The 19,945-nt window shown below is 57.1% G+C and carries 15 protein-coding genes and 1 pseudogene; 7 read left to right on the top strand and 9 right to left on the bottom strand.

The window, feature by feature from the left end; genetic code table 11:
* The first annotated feature begins 755 nt into the window (after nt 1-755).
* Nucleotides 756-1,940 (top strand): hypothetical protein, encoded by a 1,185-nt coding sequence (locus JCM25414_RS00910; RefSeq protein ID WP_148300875.1) that lies wholly within the window; start codon nt 756-758, stop codon nt 1,938-1,940.
* 196 nt (nt 1,941-2,136) lie between these two features.
* On the opposite strand, the gene JCM25414_RS24000 is transcribed toward JCM25414_RS00910, so the two are convergent.
* Both JCM25414_RS24000 and JCM25414_RS00900 read right to left on the bottom strand, forming a co-directional pair.
* Nucleotides 2,137-3,144 carry a hypothetical protein gene (locus JCM25414_RS24000; RefSeq protein WP_025840426.1) on the bottom strand — a complete coding sequence of 336 codons (1,008 nt, stop codon included), beginning with the start codon at nt 3,142-3,144 and terminating at the stop codon, nt 2,137-2,139.
* A 287-nt stretch (nt 3,145-3,431) separates the two neighbouring features.
* A complete protein-coding gene (locus tag JCM25414_RS00900; RefSeq protein WP_025840425.1) occupies nt 3,432-4,037 on the bottom strand; it encodes a recombinase family protein in 606 nt (201 codons plus the stop codon).
* A 275-nt stretch (nt 4,038-4,312) separates the two neighbouring features.
* On the opposite strand from JCM25414_RS00900, the gene JCM25414_RS00895 reads away from it, so the two are divergent.
* Together JCM25414_RS00895 and JCM25414_RS00890 are read left to right on the top strand one after the other, a co-directional pair.
* A complete protein-coding gene (locus JCM25414_RS00895) occupies nt 4,313-5,158 on the top strand; it encodes a hypothetical protein (RefSeq protein WP_025840424.1) in 846 nt (281 codons plus the stop codon).
* 10 nt (nt 5,159-5,168) lie between these two features.
* A complete protein-coding gene (locus JCM25414_RS00890) occupies nt 5,169-6,074 on the top strand; it encodes a hypothetical protein (RefSeq protein ID WP_025840423.1) in 906 nt (301 codons plus the stop codon).
* A 24-nt stretch (nt 6,075-6,098) separates the two neighbouring features.
* Here the strand turns inward: JCM25414_RS00890 and JCM25414_RS00885 are convergent, their stop codons facing one another.
* Entirely contained in the window at nt 6,099-6,698 is a 600-nt protein-coding gene (locus tag JCM25414_RS00885) for a recombinase family protein (RefSeq protein WP_025840422.1), read from the bottom strand.
* 314 nt (nt 6,699-7,012) lie between these two features.
* Between JCM25414_RS00885 and JCM25414_RS22145 the strand changes: the two genes are divergently transcribed.
* The 4 genes from JCM25414_RS22145 to JCM25414_RS22730 all read left to right on the top strand — a co-directional run bounded on the left by JCM25414_RS22145 (nt 7,013) and on the right by JCM25414_RS22730 (nt 10,101).
* On the top strand, nt 7,013-7,504 hold the full coding sequence (locus JCM25414_RS22145) for a helix-turn-helix domain-containing protein (protein WP_025840421.1): 492 nt from the start codon (nt 7,013-7,015) through the stop codon (nt 7,502-7,504).
* A gap of 94 nt (nt 7,505-7,598) precedes the next feature.
* Nucleotides 7,599-8,096: a MobC family plasmid mobilization relaxosome protein gene (locus JCM25414_RS15630; protein WP_025840420.1), complete on the top strand. Its 498-nt coding sequence runs from the start codon at nt 7,599-7,601 to the stop codon at nt 8,094-8,096.
* An 86-nt stretch (nt 8,097-8,182) separates the two neighbouring features.
* A complete protein-coding gene (locus JCM25414_RS15625) occupies nt 8,183-8,866 on the top strand; it encodes a hypothetical protein (protein WP_148300874.1) in 684 nt (227 codons plus the stop codon).
* Nucleotides 8,764-10,101: a hypothetical protein gene (locus JCM25414_RS22730; RefSeq protein WP_159101678.1), complete on the top strand. Its 1,338-nt coding sequence runs from the start codon at nt 8,764-8,766 to the stop codon at nt 10,099-10,101. Before JCM25414_RS15625 ends, JCM25414_RS22730 begins: the two co-directional genes overlap by 103 nt.
* Nucleotides 10,102-10,446: 345 nt before the next feature.
* Here JCM25414_RS22730 and JCM25414_RS15620 read toward each other — a convergent pair.
* The 6 genes and pseudogenes from JCM25414_RS15620 to JCM25414_RS25610 form a co-directional block, all read right to left on the bottom strand.
* Nucleotides 10,447-13,018, bottom strand: a pseudogene (locus JCM25414_RS15620) (TonB-dependent receptor plug domain-containing protein).
* Nucleotides 12,903-14,381 (bottom strand): M20/M25/M40 family metallo-hydrolase, encoded by a 1,479-nt coding sequence (locus tag JCM25414_RS00855; protein ID WP_369345948.1) that lies wholly within the window; start codon nt 14,379-14,381, stop codon nt 12,903-12,905. The pseudogene JCM25414_RS15620 and the gene JCM25414_RS00855 overlap by 116 nt, the downstream one beginning before the upstream one ends.
* A gap of 217 nt (nt 14,382-14,598) precedes the next feature.
* Nucleotides 14,599-15,336, bottom strand: a complete 738-nt coding sequence (locus JCM25414_RS00845) for an amino acid ABC transporter ATP-binding protein (protein WP_025840418.1) — start codon at nt 15,334-15,336, stop codon at nt 14,599-14,601.
* Nucleotides 15,333-18,269, bottom strand: coding sequence for an FAD-dependent oxidoreductase (locus tag JCM25414_RS00840; RefSeq protein WP_025840417.1), 2,937 nt, complete (start codon nt 18,267-18,269; stop codon nt 15,333-15,335). Before JCM25414_RS00840 ends, JCM25414_RS00845 begins: the two co-directional genes overlap by 4 nt.
* Nucleotides 18,270-18,278: 9 nt before the next feature.
* Nucleotides 18,279-19,424 carry an ABC transporter substrate-binding protein/permease gene (locus JCM25414_RS25615; protein WP_277910908.1) on the bottom strand — a complete coding sequence of 382 codons (1,146 nt, stop codon included), beginning with the start codon at nt 19,422-19,424 and terminating at the stop codon, nt 18,279-18,281.
* On the bottom strand, nt 19,372-19,776 hold the full coding sequence (locus JCM25414_RS25610) for a transporter substrate-binding domain-containing protein (protein WP_277910907.1): 405 nt from the start codon (nt 19,774-19,776) through the stop codon (nt 19,372-19,374). The genes JCM25414_RS25615 and JCM25414_RS25610 overlap by 53 nt, the downstream gene beginning before the upstream one ends.
* Between the last annotated feature and the right edge of the window lie 169 nt (nt 19,777-19,945).

Here is a 19,945-nt window from a genome sequence, read left to right as displayed (position 1 = left end):
TCACCAGGAGCCTCGAACCGCCATTCATTCGGGAAGGTAAGCATTGGTTATTTTAACACGTGGTTGCTGATCTGTCGCGTTAATCTACTTCATGTGGTCGGTTTAGACTAACGCGTTGCAGTCTGCACGAATACCCCGACGACAAGAAGCGGATGCGTTGTGGTGTCCGGCCCATCGGTTCACTGCTTTGGACCATACTCCAAAAGTTTTCTTTCAGGGCGGTCGTATCGTGTGACAACGACAGCTTCAAGCCCAAAGCGGTTGTCGCATGCGGTCAAACTGATGGCTGAAAAAATTGGCCGAAACATCTGGAGCGGCTATATTGCTCTCGCCTACTTTTCGGACGCTGAAGCACAAAATCATGATTTCTCAAAACGGGCATGACACAAATCTTTAGCGGAAACATCTACGTCAGTTTTAGATCGGTCCCACTTCGATTTAAACATATTCCCAATTGGTTTTCGATCTAGAAATATCTGATCTCTTCCGTAGGCGCTACACCTCGGATTGACTCATTAGATAAGGTATTTTGCGTTCGTCGTGACGGATAGTAATTGGGGGAAGTCGTTCTCGATACATGGAATGGGCAAAACCCAATCAAAACTTGATTGATAAATACCTAGTAATCGCAATGGTTTTCGTGTATTAATTCCTGCTTAAAAAGTCACATCATTGCGATTTTTCTGCGGATCGGTAATTTTTTCAAAAATAATTGCAGATCGTAACAAAAAATAAAACTTGTGGGGATGATCATTGTGCCAATTATTGAAGGAAATAACATGGAAGATATACCAACAGACGATATCTGCATAAAGTACCTTGAAAGTAAATGGAGATCCATACTAAAAACAAGGTTTGAATATTTTTTCCAAAAATCACCAGAGTCTGGTGATCGTATGACCACAATTATAGGTTGCATGATTGAGGGTCTTAAATCTCTTTTCATAAGTTATGGTCGATTAAAGGATACCACCTTCAATAAACAAATTATGCTTGATGATGTCGACATATATTCTCAAATAATGGCAGAGTTGCTGTTTTATTCGCGGCTTCTACGCATGAACTTTGAGGATATAAAAAGTAATGATGCTGGCCCGGACTTTGTCGCCACAAAAAATGGTGTGACATTCTGCTTCGAAGTAATCACACCAACCCCACAGGATCGTATAAAAAACCTCATCAAACAAAGGAAATTAGATCAAGAAGACAGAAATACTGTCTTCCGTGAGCGATTGTTGTCAGTTACGTCAGCTATTAAGGCAAAACGGGAGCAGTTTGAACGACACAAAAAGGCTGGCCATGTGCCAGTGTCTACCCATTACATTATCGTCGTAAATGATTCTCTGCTGTTGCCCTATGATCAGCCTTGGTATGGAGTGATGGGAGAACTCTGCTTTGGAAACAGTTCTCTACCGATTACCGTGGATGCAACGCTGGGTACCAGCGACATCGATTTCACTAATATTTTTGGCGATAAAACTTCGGGGACAGCTGATGCTGAGTTTCGAAGTCTCGTCGTGAGACACAGCCTTGGGGTTTCTATGAACGGAGGTGACGTAAAAAATCCAGAGCCCTCCTTATTACGTTTGCAAATTAGGAAAACAATTCCAACTAGAAGGAGCGCTAATACCGTAGATGTTGATATAATAGAGTCTATGGATGTGACGGGAATTTACCAGATAACATTGCGCGAAGATCTGATGTTCTTTTATTCTTTTGAATTTACCCAACATATAATGCCTCCTTCGGCACTGATCAGTTCGGTAAAAAATAAGAATCTAGTCAGAGATAATATACTCTTTACCTCTACATACGCCATAGATGAGAACCTGGTGCAGCCAAAGATGGCAAGCGCACGATTGTTTGGCCTCGAGCCAGACCAGCTTAACAGTCAGGCTATTTATGAAACATTTTTCAGGCCGGTCTTGAATGATGGGTAATTTTATCAGCCTCTAGGATTTCGCAATTGTTCGACAATCTGTTGCATACAAAAATTTCATTTACGAACGTCAACGTTTAATTTGGTAAGCAAACTGCCAGGGAATTGGCGGAGACATCTTGATCGACGTTATTCGTCCGAAAGCGGACCGTCAGAGACCCCCTCAAACAGGCTGCCTGCTCAGGAGGCGCACACTTCTAGCGGACGACAAACGTTGGGAGGGTGGTATCATATGGGGCATGGCTTGCGGCTAATTGCGCAAGCTTGTTCATTGCCCGATAGAGTTGGAGGAAACGTGTAAGAGCATCTTGACCCGGCGCAAACGGATCAGATGCATCCAGCGGCATAATTATACGTGGAAAGATAAGCCCCACATATTCGACTGTCTCATAGACCAAAACAGCAGGCGATACCGTCGAGCCAAGCGGCTGGCGATGAAGGTAGAGGTTCCGATATTCCGTTAGATGATGGAGCCAAGGATCGGAATCACGAGGATCGTATGCAGCCAGCATTACACTCGCCACTGGCCCGCAGGCCAGGTCAGCGCGGCTCGCCGCTGAAAGCCACTCCTTAAAACGATTCATCGCGTCGATTTTGTTGGGTGCGCCGAGCCTGCTCGCGATTGAGGCCGCAAGATAATCCCTAGTACTGGCCAGTTCGGATAAAACAGAGTGGAAGGCGAGTTGTAGGTCGCGTATCGGGATGTTCTCAAACCTGCTGCCGCTCCTCGTGCTGGTTTGGATCGCTGCCATCAATTGCTCATGATAATGATCTGATGCGTCGCGAAGTCGAATTCCGGCTGCCATTAAGCTATACGAGATATGGCGTGCTTTCAGTGCGTAAGCAGAATCCCCTGCTCTATCGGCATTGCCTGCGATCGTCCTCCATAGATCGGCAGGTTGAAGGCCACCGGCATAGCCGCCATCGAGCGCAGTCCAGACCCGCGACACAAGGGGGCCTTCAAGGCCACTCTGCTGATCGCCGCCAAACAAATCGAGCTCGATGTTCGTTGCTAAAGCGCCGATCTGCTCTATGGGTTGCGGTGCGAGGTATTGGGGCTTGCCATCGTAGAGAGCTGGGTACCAAGACCAATGGTGCCTCGACCGCTGGACCGCTCGACAGCCGCCCGTAATATGAAGCTCCGCTATGCTCTGCGTAACACCGCGCCGAAAAGTCGCTTTGTGGATTTCATATTTATCCGCCATCTCGGTGTTTTACTTTCGCGAACGTTGCACGTCGATTATGAGGCTGAAAAGCTCAAGAACACCAGTCGTGGGGGTTTCGCTTCAGCGGAGGCCGATCGATTGTTACTGAAGCGTCCGGCTGTCAGGGGGTATTCCCCAATATGAGTGGCCGCTTCTTTATTATCCTCGCCTAATAGCAGACATTCCGCTTCCCCCCCATAGCCGCCCCCTCGCACCAAACCTACCGCCCCTAGCCACGTTTTCTGTCCCGGAACCGGTCATTATTGTGCCGGTGTCAATCGAACCGGCTAGGCGGCCCGGTCATCCGTCCCGGAACCTTCGTTTCCGGAACGCTCTCTCCCGCTGGAAACCGCGCGCCAGATCGTGGTTTTCGAGACACCCATGATCTGCGCAATTTCGTGCAAAGATTTTCCTGCCTTGTGCAGTTCGACCACATGCCTGCGCTGCCTGTCGGTCAGGCGCCCAGGCCGCCCCAGCCGTGACCCGCTACGCCGTGCTGCCTCGAGCCCGGCTCGCGTTCGCTCACGGATAATCTCTCGCTCGAACTCGGCAAACCCGGCGAGGATGGTCAGGAATAGCTGCCCGTTTGCTGTGCCGGTCTCGATCCCGACATCGAGAAGCCTCACGCGCACCTGACGTTCCACGAGACTGCCCACCAGCCCCATGACGTCGAGCATGGTGCGCCCCAGCCGGTCGAGACGCGCTGCAACGAGACTGTCGCCCGGCTGCAATTTCGCCAGCAGTCCGGACAGACCCGGTCGTGACGCAGCCGGAACCCCGCCGGAAACCGTATCGAGTACGATCTCCCGCACCCCTTCCCGCTCAAGTGCCACCAGCTGCGGATCATGCGTCTGATCATCGGTTGAGACGCGTGCATAGCCATACCGTGTCATGAAAACCCCCTCGGCTGTTTCGGAACACGGTTTGGAGACAGGACTCCCGACCCGATGCCGTGCCGTCCCGAAACCGACGGATTGTGAACCGGTCATCACAACCGGACAGGACACCGTCGAGCCGCCAGAAAGTCAGTCACGGCAAGGGTTTTGCAAGGTCGAGCTCCCGCTCACCCCTAACCCCATTATTGCCCTGTCATGACTTCCTGGGCGGTTCAGACTGACACCTGTCCCGGCCCTGTGATGGCCTGCGTCACATCACTCCGGGGGAAACCATGAAACGCGTCATCGCCTGCCTCTTGCTGTCTGCGGCTTCAGCGCCGCTCGCTCAGGCTCAGGATATGGAGGCTTTCCGCCGCAACATGGTCAATGCAGCGAATGCGCTTGGTCAGGGGCACGTCACGGAACCCCCGGCGTCTCCTCCGAAACAGGATAATGGCGGCGTCGCACTGACGCAGAAGCTCACCTATTCCAGAATGGGCAATGCGATTGGTCAGGCCTCCATACTTGGTCTCTCGCTTGGCATGTCCGCCCCGGAAGCCACCAACATCCTGCGCCAGTACTGCCAGACAGAACCAAGCATCCGGACCGAGACGCTACGGACATCGCATAAGGGGGTGGATATCGAGAGCCAGCCCTACCCGGCATCGCTGGCCTGCCAGCGCGAGAACGACAGGATCGATGTCACCCTCGCCCCACCGGTCATGGGCGGCGTGGTGACCCGCATCGAGCGCAGTGTCTCCTACCCGCCCCTCAATGCGCCCGGATACGATGCCCTCAAGGTCGAACTCACCGCGCATTACACGGCGCATCTGCCGCCGCTATCGGGTGGGAGTGCTGCGACCGCGCTCTACGCTTTCAAAAACGGCAGCGTCATTGAGAAAGCGGATGGCACCGGAATTGATCCTTCGCCTTCGTCAGACCCGCGCGCTGCCACCACCCAGGCCTGGCTGCGCATCGATGTCAGCATCGTCCCGCAAAACCCGTCCGCCGTGCGCAGCCTGAGTATCACGAACGAGGATATCGGTGCCGAACAGGCCATCACAGCCGAGATCATCCGGCAGCTCAATGCGGCCATCGAGGCCAAACTCGCGCATGCCACCGCCAAGCCCGCCCTGTGAGGACAGACCGATGAACCATTCCTCGTCCCTGCCCAACGCTGGCAATACCCATGACGCCAGCTCCGCAGCCCATGCATCCGCTGATGCAAGGCCGGACGCTGCCAATCGCGGCACAATCATCCGCATTCCCGACGCCCAGCCAGGCCTTCTCGTGTCCGATGGGAAACAACACGAGTTCATGCTCTCCGGTATCTGGCAGGGACCAGCAGCCCCGGCCCTGAACCAGAAAGTCAGCTTTACCCTGACACCGGAAGGACGCATCGCGTCCATCCATGTTCTGGGGCGCGATGTCCTGGCCAATGAGACACTGAGCGCATTCGGTCAGACCCTGCGCAGCAATGGTGGCTCACTGGGGGCCGTGATGCTCCCTTATCTGCGGCAACAGAAAGACCGCATGACCCTGCCCGGCATGGTCATGTCAGGTGCCTTGCTGCTTGGGTTCTACGCTCTGCCGGGATGGACGCTCGATGCAGGCAACACGATGCTGGGCATGAGGCTCGATTACACGCTGAACCAGCTGCTCGGTGTTCAGACGGGTGGCGCGGACATCACTGTGACATTCGGCTTCTGGCGTCTGCTCGGCTGCGCCATCACGCTCCTGCCCTGGATGACACCATGGCTCGGTTTTGCCCGGGCGCGTCTGCTCAATACCCTGCCGCTGCTCATGCTGCTCGCCCTGCCTCTGGTCGTGCATGCGAGGCTGCATCACCTCGCAGCCGAGGCAGCCCAGAGCACGGGTCAGCTTCTTGGCGCTTTTGGCGGTAATGCCGCCATGCAGCATGATTTGCAGGCCATGGTACAGAAACAGGCGACCGCGCTGATTGATGCCACCTCATGGAATAGCGGCTACTGGTTTGCACTTGTCGCCGCCTGCGGTCTGGCAGGTCTCACGCTGGTGCAAAGGCCCCGTCACTGAAGCAACGCCCCTCCGGCGTCAGGCTCAGGCTGCGGCGCTGGAGGATGGCCCGGCCCGCTGCGGTCCAACCTCGCCCTGCAGCGCTCGATGCACGGTAGCGCGCCCAACATTCATGACGGACGCGATGTCCCGAATGGAAAGTCCCTGTGCCGCCAATGCCCTGACATGCCGGGTCTGCGCCGGTGTCAGCGCGCGGGGCCGTCCGATACGACGCCCCGCTGCCCGCGCTGCCGCAATCCCTGCACGGGTTCTCTCCCGGATAAGCTCGCGCTCGAATTCCGCAATGGCCATCAGGATAGTGAGGAACAGGCGCCCATTGGCCGTGCCTGTTTCGATACCCAGCGAGAGAATACGCACTCTGACATTGCGCTCATCCAGCGCGGAGACGAGCTGCAGCATATCGATTGCATCGCGCCCGAGCCTGTCGAGACGCACCACCACAAGACTGTCGTCAGGCTGGAGCCGGTCCAGCAGCGAGGCAAGGATGGGACGCTCCCTGGCAGGCACGGCACCTGACACGGTCTCGACGAAAATCATGTCCAGCTTCTCGGCTTCGAGGGCGGGAAGCTGGGCATCGACACTCTGCATATCGGTCGACACACGGGCATATCCATAGCGCGCCATGACTGCGTTCTCCTTCTCGAGACGACAGATAGCGGCGTTCCTAGGCCATGGTCAACGTATTTGGACTCCAAATCATATTTGGACTCCCAACAGACTTATATGGACTCCTTATTTCATACTAAGCACACTAAACCACGCGAAAACCCCCTGCCTTTTTTCAGAAAACCGTCCGAGCGTCTTCCGAAAGCGACGCATATGAGGCAGTGTCGGCATCTATCTTCCTGCCCTGCTTTCTGTCCCAGTCCCCTATCGCCTGTCTCTCTTCCTCTCGCTCATCTCTTCCATCCCCTGCCCTTACCTTTACGGAGCCCTCCATGACACTTGTTGCTTCGCAATGCCGTGCCGCCCGCGCCATGTTGGGGCTCTCGCAGCGTGACCTGGCCAGAATGGCCGAGATGGCGCATCGCACGGTGGCCGATTTCGAGACGAATGCCCGCACACCCCATATCCGCACCCTGCGTGCCATGCGTGAAACGCTGGAAGCCTGCGGGGCAGTGTTCATCCCGGCGGATGCGCAGTTCGGACCCGGTGTGAGGCTGAAGCTGTCGAGGAGCCGAAGACTGCCGCCGAGGCCAACGCCGGCGCCTGTGCCGATGCAGGTGAACCCGCGTCACAGAAGACCGAGCCAAGCTGAAGGAAAGCCCTCCGGGAGACCGGAGGGGACAGCCCGCAAGAGAGCGGATTTCCGCCGGACGGAACGCAGGAAAATCCTCTCATTCTGCATGGGGTTTGTCAGAGGCCGCCTGCTCTTCCCGGCATTCGTTCCTGTCTTGTTCTATCATAAGGTCGTGGGTTGGCTCCCCTGAGCCAGCAGTGCTTCGTGGCTACCCGTTGGGTGCACGAAGCAGCTGGCAAGGGGGCTGTCGCCCCCGTTGACCCCCTTGATGGAAAGCGCATCCCATGTCTGCTTCGCCGCATGTTCCTGTGCCCGTGACGCCTCCCGTCCCCAGCCTGCCCCGCCCTGCCCGCTCCTCTCGCCTGTCGGTTCGTGCCTCGCCTGACGAGATCGCTGCGTGGGCCGGTACAGCGCGTCTTCTAGGCCATGAGACCACCGCTCATTGGGTACGATCCCTGCTGAAAGAGGCCGCCCTGACCGGTCATGACGGGCGGGCTGTGGGCGTCTCATTGCGCAAGCTGCGGGGCGAGCTCGGGCACATTGGTAACAACCTCAACCAGCTGGCTCACTCTGCCCATTGCGGCGACGCTGTCCGGGCGGGAGATGTTCTGGATGCGCTGGAAAAGACAAAGGACCGCGTCGATGTCCTGCTCAAATCCCTGCGGGTGACGAGGACAAGGAGGATGTCCAGACCGCGGAAGATGGTCGAACCAGTGACAGGGATAGAGGTCGAAGCGGAGGCATCAGGACTTATAGAGACCGCCTCCGAAACATTGCACTAAGCCTCCTCGTAGTCCGGAGGGGAACGCATGATTGTGCAGGAAACCCGCATCCGGACCAGCAGCGGCCATCAGCCGTTTCCCGGCACGTGCTACAAGGCGCAAGGAACGAAGCCATACGTGTTCTGTGTGGCAGTGACTGGTGCCTTGCGGACTGGATGAAGGAAGCAAGACGCGAGGGCATACGCTATGGCCTGCGTCATATCGCCTTCAACCCTTACGAGCCCATGAGTGACGCGGCCCTCGCCTCTTTTGCAGCCAGGCTATGCGATGAGCTGCAGGCGGATAAGGAACGCATGACGCTGGTCGTGCATCAGAAGGATGGCAGCACCCATGGCCATCTGCTCCTGCCCGAATGGCAGGACGACCATGTGCTGAGCTCGCGCTTCTCATGGCAGCGTCTTGAGAAATGCGCCCGCCTCGAGGAACTGCGTCTGGGGCATCAGCTGGTGCCGGGTCGGCATGACCGGGCCATTGTCAAAGCCCTCCGTCATGAAGGAAAGACGGCAGAGGCGGAGCGCGTTGAGGCGATCCTGCAGGGGCCAGCAGCCGAGACTGCAAACTTCACCGCCCCTACCTCAGCATCTCGCGACACACCGTCCTCTCTGACCAAAGCAGATCCCGCTTTACGGCTCCTTCCACGTGCAGCCTACACCTCGCAATCACTCGTATGGCCGAACGACAGGGGCTGGATCTTGCTGAAGCAAAGAAGGTCATCGCTTCCCTGTGGGCGCAGTCGGATAATCAGCTGCATCGTTTTCGCGCCCTGCTGAAAACAAGGGGCTGGGTTATGCGTGCTGGAGACCGGCAGGATACCCGCAAGGACGCGCATATAATCGAGACGACTGATGGTGTTCTGATCGGGTCTTTCACGCGCCTGACGAAAACGCGCATGAAGGATTTCCGCCAACTCCTCGTAGAGGAAGCCGCAAGGCCAAAGCGCGGTGATATCAGGGCAGCAGTCAAACCGCTCCTGGAGCGTGCCCCTCTGGAGATGGCTGCGATGGTGCGCCATGGAGAGGAGAGTGGTCTGCTTCTGCCGCCCCTTGCGGAACTCAGGCGTGACCCTGAAGCATTTGCGAGAGCAGCTGCGAAAGCAAGGCCGTCACATCCCTCGTCCAAACAGCCGAGGATCCTCTCGCTGGATCGTATCGATGCACTGCCACCGAACTTTGCTCACTACATCCGGCAGTGGAAATGTGAAGCTAGGGCGTGCCGCACGGTACTGAATGCAAAACCGCCTCTGGCGTATGGCCCGCGGCGCTCTGTCGCTGAACAAAGTGCCGCCACGCTTGCATGTATAGAGGACGCACGCAGGCAGCTCTGGCAGACCGGAAAACAGTTGCAGGAAACACGGCGGGAGCATGATGCCTTGCGTGACAGGGTATTCGTTCTCTCGAAGAAGAAACGCCTCTCCCATCTCGACGAAGAAATAGAGCGGCTCACAAAAACGCTGGCCGAGATCCTGCGCTATCTTCTGGAGACCGTGTTCTGGCATTTGGGTTTACGTGCAGCACCGCCCGAGCCGCTTTGTCTGCCCGTGCCGACGGAACGCGAGGAAGCCAATACGCAGCTACGGAGAGAGAACCATGAGCTGCTTCAGCAGATCGTCAGGCGGGATACATGCAGGGAATGGCTTGTCAGGCTCTGCCGCGAGGCCGACAGGCGAAGGCAGGAGGAGATCACCGCATGGAAAGCACGCCATGTCGTCCAGTGCGATAGGGCCAGGAGAGATCTGGACCTGCTGAAGGCCATCTGGATGCCGCCAGCAAAACTGCCTCGTGAGACACAGGCAGAGATCATGAAATGCAAGCTGACCGGCAATCTTGAAAAAGCCAAATACGTGACGCGGGTCGCTTTTAGGAAGTTGGACGAGGCTGAGGCAGAACGACTGGCAGAGGAGATAAAAAGTGAGAAAGCTTTCCCAGTCGCCGAGGCCCTGACTTCCCCATCAGTGATGAAATCTGATGCCCCCCCGCTAATGGAAGAGCCAAATCTACGCACATGATGTGGGTCAAGTGATTGTGGTCTTCATGCGCGCTCCATTGAGAACAAATTAGCCTACAGAGGCGAGAGACGAATATGTTTCCGCCCCTCGCCTTTAATGGGCCTCATACAATGATGGGCTGCAATTGAACTCCCAAACTACGCTGCCGATAATCGGGGTACATGTTCCAAACAATCCCTATGTCCCGCGCAACCGCAGTATTCGGATGATATGATCGAGCTCTATTTCCATCACTCCGAATAAGTAGCGCTTTCTCTATTGAACGTGTCCGGAAGCCTGTCCAGCTTGCTGTGGCATTTACATAAAAAATTAGGAGCAGGCCTCCAATAACTGCCTTAAAAACTCTTAAAGCGTGAGATTGACCCTTCCATAGTAGTACCCGCCGGTCATCGGCACTTGGAGGAGAACGTATCATAAGGATTGCCACCCAGCTGATTGAGCTCCGCAGGCAGTTTTCTGGGACGAATATTGAAGATGTTATTGGCCCCGACCGCAATGTGCCAGCGTGGTGAAATCCGGTAACCAACTTCAAGGTCGGTGAGCCAGCGTGGCGTATTTTTGAATTGGGCGAAGCATGTGCTGGATTGCTGTAACTGCTTGCCGTCGATCGGACAGATCGCAGCGGTTGGGGTCCAGTCCTGATACGTCATCATACCGACAGTCTCACCGTACCGGGTCTGCCTCAAATTCACGTCCCAGTTCCCTAGGGTCCAGTAGGCATTCAGGATGATCTTACTGCGTGGAAAACCAGTCGTGAGATAGGCAATATTTTGCGCATTTAGGAGGGGAGATCCGCTCGATGACATCCCATTATGCGTGAGCCGTGTTCTGTTGAGGTCGAGTGCCATAGACAGTGTAACATTGCCGTATCGGTGCATGCGCACCATGTAGTCTGCCTTGATATCCAACCCCTGTGTCCGGGTGCTGGCCCCGTTGGTAAAGTAGTAGGTCTGGACTGCATTTTCGGAAAGCTGGGTCAAGGCAGGCAATGAAACGCCCAGGCTGGAAAGGGCTGCGATAGCGGTTGGGCCCGTCACGTTGCCGCCTTGTACGACGCGATCACGGATATTGATCTGATACACGTCGGTTTCGATATGAAACCCGTCGATCGGCTCCAGAACAATGCCCCCGCTGGCACTGGTCGAGCGTTCTGGCTTCAGCGGCGACGCCCCCGTGGCGCGTGCGGCTTCCGAAGAGACAGGCAGCAAGCCAAGCACCGAGGTCGGACCGACATTGATCGCACTATAGTGCTGCTCCGCCATTGTGGGCGCCCGGAAGCCGTTGCTGATCGTCGCGCGTACTCCAATACGGCGCGTGAAATCATACCGTGTCGATACCTTGCCATTCTCGGTATTGCCGACATCGGTGTAATGCTCGAACCGGCCGGCGAAATCGAGATCCCAGTTCTTCAGAGGATGGAAATCCCCGTCCAGATAACCTGCCCATATGTCACGGTCCCATTTCCCGGCATCCTGTGGAGTCAGGCCGGCCAGCGCGGATGTGCCCCCGTATTCGTAGGAAGCCGGCTCTCCAGCGAGAATGGTATATTGCTCAAGACGATGCTCGCCACCGAAAGCCACAGTCACAGGTACGGCATTCGCGATACGGAAATTACGCCTGAAATCCAGGTTGTTCGTCCATTGCGCCATACGAAAATTCGAAGCCCGCACCGTCGTAGGCGTGTATCCTGTCGCCGCATACATATTGGGGTTGGTCGTGTTCTGTACCGTGATCTTGTCGAGATCCTCACCCCAGGTCGTGCTCAGATCCCAGTCAAACCCGAAGACACGGCCACCCTTCAGTCCCAGCGTAGCCGCGTAATCATTCTCATCAATGGTCTCAAGAGGGGAGTACCCGTAGGGGAACACGACCGGATTGCTCGCGCTGGTACCAGACGGCACGCGATAATTTTCATAGGCCTCGGCATGACGATGCGCGTAGGTAACCTGTCCGTAAAAAGAAAGATCTTCGGTAATATCCTTGCCAAAATTGATCCCGAGATTTTCGCGTGTCTCCTCGGGTGTACTCATGATCTTGTTCGAATTTTTCGGCACTTTGACCGAGCCGGTATAGAGCTCATTTGCAGCGCCCGCAGGCACGTAGCCAGCAAGGCGGTTATCAACGGTATTCGTTACGAAATGATCGGTGTGGTAAATCTGCGCGCCGATATGCAGGAACCCATCCTTGCCCAGCTTCGTCCCGCCATCGGCATTCAACTGATATTGCCAACCGTCACCATTATAGGCATTCGCGCCCGTCTGTGCGCTCATGGAGGCGCCGTGGTCCTGCTTCTTGGTAATGATATTCACGACACCCGCAATGGCGTCCGACCCGTACATCGCCGCCGCGCCGTCCTCGAGAATCTCGATATGATCGATCATGTTCGAAGGAAGCATGTTAAGATCGACAGGCGTCGCACCGAAGTTCGGACCGGCATCGGCATTGATATTGGCGGTGGTGTGACGACGCTTGCCATCGACCAGCACCAGAACCTCGTTCGGGTTGAGACCACGCATACGGATAAATGATGTCAATGCCCCAGCATCATTGCCCATCGTGCTGATATTGATAGACGGATAGGTGCGCGTCAGTGCGTCAGCAAGATTGAGCATCCCCGAACGACGCAGCGTCGCCGAAGATAGAACGGTAATAGGCTTGTGCTTTGTCGCGCCTTGCGATTTGTGGAATGCGTGCCGGTTACGATCAGCGCTTCCTCACCGCCACTGACTGGCTTGCGGATCTGAGCGGCTTTCCTTGCCTTTGCACCATGACCGTTCTTGCTCGTTGCATGAGACGGTTCCTTACGCACCTCCTTGCCGGATGCCTTCACCTCCGGGGAAGATTGTGCCTGAGCCAGATTGCCCCACAGGCCAACCGACAGGATCGTTGAGTATAGCGCAAGCTTTCTGATCTTCATGGTCGGTTCCATATCCCGCAGATGCGCGGCCTATTATCGGTTTCCAGGAATACGGGGGCTGTGCCCCAAATCGGCGCGCGCCCAGGGGCGCGTTTGAAAGCGAGGAAAAGTCTCGCTGAAGGAGACGCGACAGCGCCAACGCGACGACCTCTGTGGCGCGGCGCAAGTCATCAAGAACCACGTGCTCATTGGCGCGGTGACCATTGGCATCACGCGGATCTCTCGGGCCAGCGCCATACAAGACAGTGGGAATGCCGGCTTTGGCGTAGAGGCGGGCATCCGTAAAAAGAGGCATGCCGGACGCCGGTATCAGTTCACCCAGAACACTCTGAGCGGCGTCCTGAAGCGCCTCAACGAGAGGGGTCTGGCCAGCAGACGGCACGAGTGGATCTGCCAGAAGATGGCGCTCGATCTGGCAGGGGACTCCGCCTGCGGCGTCCAGGATCAGTGTCCTGAGATCGGCTTCGACCAGGGCGGGATCTTCATCCGGGAGGATACGTCGCTCAAGACGAAACTGCGCCATTTCAGGCACGATATTGGCTGCGACCCCGCCAGAGATGACGCCAATTACCAGAGTGGGCGTATCTATCTTTTCGACATCGGAACGAATGTTGGAAAGTCCGTCTCGATATTGATAAAGGGCCTGCATGATCCGGGTGCATGCTTCGATCGCATCCTGACCGGTTTCAGGCCAGGCCGAATGGGCTGCCACGCCAGCGAGCCTTACATCAAGCTGCAAGCTGCCATTATGAGCAATCATCACATCGTAGGTGAAGCCTGCGCTGATAACATAGTCGGGGCGGGTTATTCCCTGATCGAGCAGCCATCCTGGGCCAAGATGACCACCGGTCTCCTCGTCATAGGTAAGGTGAACCTCGACCTGCCCGTTGAGGCCATTCCCGCGTTCAGCCAGGGCTCTCAATGCAAAGATGTAGGTGGAGAAATCGGATTTTGATACCGCAGCGCCCCGGCCGAACAGGCGCCCTTCGATAATCGTGCCACCATAGGGATCACAGGTCCACCCGCCACCCGGCGGCACGACATCGCCATGGGCATTCAAGGCTAAAACCGGACCTTCACCATCGCCAAACATCCGGCGGATGACGAGGTTGGTCACGCTCAGCATCCCGTGCTGGCGCACAACTGCCTCAGGGACCGGATGACGCTCCACCTCGAAGCCCATGGTCTCAAGCAGGATAGCCGTATGGGCCGCATGCGGGGCGCAGTCGCCTGCCGGATTGTCGGAAGCAACACGAACCAGCTCCTGCAGGAACGGAACCTGCTCCCGCTCAAAATTCCGCTCGATGACACTGATCAGTTCAGCAGACAAATCCTGCCTGTCATTTTGGGCCAGTTTGCGCACCGCAGCTCCCCTCGACATCTTGTCTCATTTGATATTCGATTTGTATACAATGAGAGTTCGATGAGGAAGCGAAATATTACGATTCCGTGTATTTTTCTGTGAAACGGGGTCCATCCAGCAATCGTGCTAAGGAATGGCGCGCCTCAGGTGAAATGCAGGCACAGGCACAGGCACAGGTCACGCCTGGACAAAAGCTCATCTGAAAGGCAGGCGCTGCTTACCGGAGCAGCTCGGAAGATGTATGTGTCAGGAACGACCGCGCCCTCTCGGAACAGCGACCCGCAAAAAAGGCCTCGGCGCTGCAATCATCGAGAATCTGGCCGCGATCGACGAAGATAATCCGTGTCGCGACCTGTCGGGCGAAGCCCATTTCATGGGTGACGCACATCATCGTCATGCCATCATTCGCGAGCTCCGTCATAACCTGCAACACCTCCTGGACCATCTCCGGATCGAGCGCAGAGGTGGGTTCGTCGAAAAGCAGGATTTCAGGCTGCATGGCCAAAGCCCGCGCGATGGCGGCGCGCTGCTGCTGTCCGCCGGAAAGGGCGCTGGGGTATTTTCTTGCATGCTCGCCCAGCCCCACGCGCTTTAGCAGAGACTGCGCGACCATCCTGTTTTCGTCACGCCCACGGTTGAGAACCAGTTTCGGCGCCAGAAGGATATTGTCCTCGATTGTCAAATGCAAAAAAAGCTCAAAACTCTGGAACACCATTCCAACTTTGCGGCGCAATTCGGTCATGGGTCGTGTTCCGGGTGCGACGACGATACCTGCGGCAGTAATCTGACCGGCGTCGAAGTTTTCCATCGCATTGATGCATTTGATGAGTGTCGATTTACCCGAACCCGAGGGGCCACATACAACAACGACTTCGCCTCGGCCGATAATTGCCGAGCAAGATTGCAACACAGGGAAATCGCCGTAGGATTTGGAAACCTTGTCCAGCGTGATCATGAAATATTGCTCCCGAAACGATCAGGTGAAAACGGGGTAAGGTCGAGTCCTGTGTCTTTTCCCAGCACGAGATCGCATGCGGCTTGCCCCATGAGCGGCGCAAGGGTGACGCCATTGGCCGTTACGGCCGAGCAGAATCCCGGCCTATCGCATTGCACCCCGATAATAGGTGCGCCATCGATATCGATGTTCATCGCCCCCCAGCTTCTGACAATCCGGACGCCGGAAAGAGCTGGCAGCAGGCGAAGCGCCACCCAGAGATTTCCCTCGAGACTGGCGCGTGAGGGACGAGGATGACCATGTATCGGATCTATCCCGGCACTCCAGCCGCCTCCAATCAGCAAGGATCCGTTTTTCGCCTGCTTGAGTGTCAGATGCCGACTGGCATGCGCGAGAAGCGAGGACACGACAGGCGCCACGGGCTCGGTGACGATCATCTGCAGGGGGGCGCCATAGACCGGAAGAGACTGACCAAGCATACCGGCGATATCACCGGCATAGGCTCCGGCTGCATTGATCACTGCCCCGACCGACCAGCCCTCGTTATCCGTATCGATTTCGAAACCGTTGGAAACCTGCTTCAGACCCCGGACACGCTGGCCCTCCTCAATCGTGACATCGCGCTCCCGGAGCAGCCGCGCCAGAGCCAGGGTGGCTGCCAGGGGATTGATCTTGCCTTCTTCGAGACAATAGGCTCCGCCCTGAAAACCCTCCCTGAGTTTTGGTTCGATGACACGCAATTGCTGGGCGTCCACCATGCTGCACGCAATACCCAGTTGCTGCTCTATCGCGACCTTTCGTCTCAAACGGGCCATATCAGCATCAGTCTCGGCAATCACCAGACCACCGCAGACACTCAATTCGATATCGCGATCAAATTCGGGCCTGAGGGCTTGCCATAGCGCAATCGAACGCCGTTGCAGATCCAGTGTTCTCGCCTGCAAGGAAACACCTCCCCCTTCCTCAGCAGGATCGAACGCCATGAGCTGGGCGTGAAGGCTGCCCGCATTTCCCCCTGATGCAAGAGCGCCCAATCGTGATTTTTCCAGCACAACCACTTTCTGCCCCGCCTGGGCCAAAGCACGGGCAGCGAACAAGCCAACGAGACCGCCACCGATGACGGCCACATCGGCGACACGATGGCGGGTCTTGTCGATCGGGCGCGGGGATGGCCTCCCTCGCTGGGTCTCGACACGACGATGCCCCCGCCATTCGGGCCTCTGACGCGCCAATGCCCCTATCGGAACAGGTCGAAGCGGTATTTGTGGGGCGGTAAAGGCCTGCACGTCCTCCGGCTGGGGCAGGAACTGCATCAACGTGGCCTGACAGAAACGTCCCTGACATCGGCCCATGCCAGCGCGCGTTGCCCGCTTTATCGCGGCAAGATCAGACAGGTGATCGCGCTCGATCCGCTCGATGACCGTTTTGGCTGTCACACACTCGCAGCGACAAACGATCGTATCTCCGGTGGGCCGTGAGAGGACGATATCCGGCTCATAGAGCTTCCAGAGCGCGGATTGAAAGCGCGCAGCCACAGCATAACGAAGCCTCGCCAGGGAGCGACGTACAAGACGGGACGCAATGTCTCTTATCGAGCTTCCCCGATGCGGTGTCAGAAGGCGATCTGCGCAGAGCACCGCCTGAGCCTGGGCGAGAGCCGCTCCGCCGAAACTCCCTGCCTCGCCAATAATCGAGATATCTTCCTGTTCCGTCTGGCCATCATGACGGCGGCCGATCTCAGGATGCGTCCCGAAACGTGTGGAGATCCGCGTCCTGCAGCCCAGAAGTCGCGCCAGTTCACTGGCGGGAAGAAACCCGTCACCAAGTGCACAGAGACGCGCTTCCGCCCATTTTTCACTTCCGTCTTTCCCCCGTATGCAGACACGTTGCAAGGAGCCTTTACCGTCAAATGCCGAAGCAGCGCTCGCCCATAAGATCGTAACCCCCGCTCGCCGGAGGGCCAGAAGATGCCGTGCCCCGGTCAGGGCCAGACGTGGCGACCATATGAAGGCCAGAACCATCTGGCGCAGTCGACGCCAGGGTGGCGGTGCAGCCTCCACCACGCTCATCTGTGTCTCCCCATGCGCCAGATATTCTGCCGCCAGTTGCAGATTGAGCGGACCATTACCCGCAATGACGAGCGGCCCCTTTGGCCTTACCTCATAACCACGCCCGAATGTTTGCATGGCCCCGGTGGTCATCACACCAGGCAAGGTCCAGCCGGCGCGCGCGCTCGGCGCTTCCTGTGCGCCTGTCGCGATAATCAGATGGGAAGGCCGGATGTAAAAGGCCTGGCCTGCCTTTATTGCACCTAGCACCAGGCCATCTGTTTCGCGTGCAGCGCTCCAGACCATGGTATCGCCCAGATAACGGGCGCCACTATGTGCCATTTCCTCAATCAGGATACTTCCGCGCTTCGCTTGAGCGTCGCCCTGGGCAGCGGCAACAGCGTTTTGCTTGAAATACTGGCCGCCCGGAAGATGCCGCTCATCAACAAGGAGAACGTCGCGTCCGCCTCTGGCGAGTTCACGCGCCACGACCAGTCCGGCTGGGCCGGCTCCAACGATCAGAATATCGCACCCTATCTCTTCAAGCGGCGCCTCATCTGGCGCCCCGTGATTGTCGGGACGCATTGCTTCGGATCGCCGGGGCTCCTGTGACGACACGCCAGGCGCATTCTCATCAACGGGAAGGGCAAGCACCCGCCTGACATCCATGCCCGGCGCGACCTCGGTGAGACACCCACGCTGCGGCATACCGCCATTAATCGAAAGCAGGCACTCCTGGCAGGCGCCTATGCCGCAAAAGGCACCGCGCTTCGTGCCGTCGGGCGCCGTACGATGGTCCAGCACACCTGCTGAGAGGAGGGCTGCGCTCACTGTCTGACCGCGCTGTGCGGTAATCAGACGGCCCTCGAACGTGAAATCTAGCATCGCATGCCCCTATCGAGCATCTTGTGAGAGATCGATGGCAATGCCTTTCTGACTTACCGACACGCTCTTCTCCCGGCGGTACGGACGCTCAGCATAGATTTCCAGGCGCCTTTGAAGGGCGTCCCAGGCGGTTGTCATCGCCAGATAGTAGAGGGCTGCCACCGAGAAAAGCTCGAGCACCATGAACCGATCCTGCACAAGGATCTGTGCACGCTGCATGAGTTCCTCCATGGAAATCACGGAAGTAACACTCGTTGTCTTGAGCAGGCTGTTAACAGAGTTGCCAAGTGGCGGGATAATCAGTCTGAATGCCTGCGGAAATGTGACCGTCCTGGCGATCTGCCTTTCGCTCAGGCCCAAGGCACGCGCTGCAGCAATTTGCCCCTTGGGGACTGCATTCAGTCCCGCCCGGATGATCTCGGCAAGATAGGCTCCCTCGTTGAGAGTCAACCCGATGATGGAGCAACTCAAGACGCTCAGGCGGATATCCAGCTTTGGCAGACCGGCATAAATAACCACCAGCTGTACAAGCAGCGGCGTCCCTCTGAAAAACCAGATATAAAGCCGCGCTGGTGCCGAGAGCCACAAAACGGGTGAGCGCTTCATCAGCGCCAGCACAAGACCAAGCACAAAGCCAAGGATGATCGCTATCAGCGTCATACCTATCGTGATCAGTGCGCCACGGAAAAGATAGCCGCTTTCGAGATAGGAGAAAAAACCTTGCCAATTCCAGACCTGCATGAGGGGTTCCTTACCGGCTTTTACTGGCGGACATATCGGGGCCGATCGCATGATCACATGATTGAACGGCGCGACGCCGTAGGGCGCCATCAGACGAAGCAACTCACCATTCATGCGCATATGTTCGAGCACGGTTGCCGCGAGACGTGCCAGTCCGGGATCGCGAAAGGCTAGAGCGACAGGCGTCGGAAACAACCCGCGCAATACAGGCTTCACGCCGCCCTGATCTGCGTTGCGCTGCGCAACCGCGTCTATCGACAGGACGGCAGCAACCTGTCCGGCCCGTAGCGCAGCAAAAGCAATGCCAACGTTCTGGAACGTCTTGATATCGAGCCCTGCCCGCCCCGATTTCCGCAGAGATTCATCGGTGGCGCGGGCATGAGCTTCTTCCATGCCTCCCATCTCGACCCCCACGGAGCGCCCTGAGAGTGCTCGATATCTCGTATCTTGCGCGTATCATCGACCTGCATCGACACACTGATCGCCTGTAGCTCGTAGGCACCATCGTCATGAGCGTTGCGCGATACGGAGTGAAAAACATTCCGGTGTCGATGACATCCCAGCGCTTTTCGAGTAGCCCGAGCGTGAGCTGGGCGAAGGAGGCCCGGTGATAGACCGACCGCAAGCATAGCTGACGCGCTAAGACGTTCCCGAGCTCAACACGCAATCCGACGAGAGCCCCGGAGGGCGTCACATACTGGAGTGGCGGCAATGTGGGGTTTGTTGCTAGGGCCAACTCACCTGGCCTGACGAGGCCGTCAAGCATCGGGCAGGATCTCTCACCGCTCGGGTGATCAGCTTCAACCCGATAGTCCGGAGCGGTCGCGTGATCGGGCACGACTTCGCTACTCTTGGCCGAGCCCCGATCTCTCGCGACGCTATCTGACGAAAAACCGGGAGGCGCCCCGGCTGTGGCCGTCCAAAGAGTAAGGGCC

This window comes from Asaia platycodi JCM 25414, from assembly GCF_000614545.1.
GTDB lineage: Bacteria > Pseudomonadota > Alphaproteobacteria > Acetobacterales > Acetobacteraceae > Asaia > Asaia platycodi.
Note: the sequence above shows the minus strand (reverse complement) of the source record. Positions and strands in the feature narration are given on the sequence as shown.

What these genes read in the sequence shown, in the direction of transcription:
- JCM25414_RS24000 (WP_025840426.1), bottom strand. Translation starts at nt 3,144, where the DNA reads ATGGCGGATAAATATGAAATCCACAAAGCGACTTTTCGGCGCGGTGTT.
- JCM25414_RS00900 (WP_025840425.1), bottom strand. Translation starts at nt 4,037, where the DNA reads ATGACACGGTATGGCTATGCACGCGTCTCAACCGATGATCAGACGCAT.
- JCM25414_RS00895 (WP_025840424.1), top strand. Translation starts at nt 4,313, where the DNA reads ATGAAACGCGTCATCGCCTGCCTCTTGCTGTCTGCGGCTTCAGCGCCG.
- JCM25414_RS00890 (WP_025840423.1), top strand. Translation starts at nt 5,169, where the DNA reads ATGAACCATTCCTCGTCCCTGCCCAACGCTGGCAATACCCATGACGCC.
- JCM25414_RS00885 (WP_025840422.1), bottom strand. Translation starts at nt 6,698, where the DNA reads ATGGCGCGCTATGGATATGCCCGTGTGTCGACCGATATGCAGAGTGTC.
- JCM25414_RS22145 (WP_025840421.1), top strand. Translation starts at nt 7,013, where the DNA reads ATGACACTTGTTGCTTCGCAATGCCGTGCCGCCCGCGCCATGTTGGGG.
- JCM25414_RS15630 (WP_025840420.1), top strand. Translation starts at nt 7,599, where the DNA reads ATGTCTGCTTCGCCGCATGTTCCTGTGCCCGTGACGCCTCCCGTCCCC.
- JCM25414_RS22730 (WP_159101678.1), top strand. Translation starts at nt 8,764, where the DNA reads ATGGCCGAACGACAGGGGCTGGATCTTGCTGAAGCAAAGAAGGTCATC.
- JCM25414_RS00845 (WP_025840418.1), bottom strand. Translation starts at nt 15,336, where the DNA reads ATGATCACGCTGGACAAGGTTTCCAAATCCTACGGCGATTTCCCTGTG.
- JCM25414_RS00840 (WP_025840417.1), bottom strand. Translation starts at nt 18,269, where the DNA reads ATGCTAGATTTCACGTTCGAGGGCCGTCTGATTACCGCACAGCGCGGT.
- JCM25414_RS25610 (WP_277910907.1), bottom strand. Translation starts at nt 19,776, where the DNA reads ATGCTTGACGGCCTCGTCAGGCCAGGTGAGTTGGCCCTAGCAACAAAC.